This window comes from Acinetobacter sp. WC-141 (assembly GCF_000313935.1).
In the GTDB taxonomy this organism is placed as follows: domain Bacteria; phylum Pseudomonadota; class Gammaproteobacteria; order Pseudomonadales; family Moraxellaceae; genus Acinetobacter.
The window spans coordinates 1-521 of the sequence record NZ_AMSS01000064.1; the positions used below are offsets into that span (position 1 = coordinate 1).

1 pseudogene is annotated in these 521 nt (G+C 44.1%); it reads right to left on the bottom strand.

The features are described from left to right. Positions 1 to 225 precede the first annotated feature (225 nt). Positions 226 to 444 (bottom strand): annotated as a pseudogene (locus ACINWC141_RS12980) (ATP-binding protein); the annotation flags it as partial. Between the last annotated feature and the right edge of the window lie 77 nt (positions 445 to 521).

Genomic DNA, 521 nt, shown 5'->3' on the forward strand with positions numbered 1-521 from the left:
AGACATCACAGAAGCCATGAGCTTTCCCTGAGATGTGGAAAGGTCAAACTGCAAACCTGTTTGTGCCACCAGAGATACCCCGAAATGCCCAAGATTGTTGACGCTCACTTAATATTGACCAGCGATGCTCGTTGAATATTGACCAGGCATTTAAGCAATGTAGCGTACTACACTGCTGTGGATAAATCGATCAATTGCTGTTGCTTTTTCTTCACTGATCGACGGTTAAAATAACTCTCCTTTCTCTGCTTCTCGTTTCTTTATACGCTGCTTGGCTTCCTCCGTGCTTTGCTTAAAACGATAGGATTCATTACCCGTTTCGATGATATGGCAATGATGAGTCAGTCGATCCAGCAGTGCAGTCGTCAACTTAGCATCACCAAATACATTGCTCCATTCCGAGAAGCTCAAGTTCGTCGTAATGATAGGGGTCGTCTCAGGAAACGGAAAATATAGCACGCTAAGGTTTTTCAATTGCGCGCAATGGCCTAAATTTTCCACCACCTATCTTGGCTTTGCTT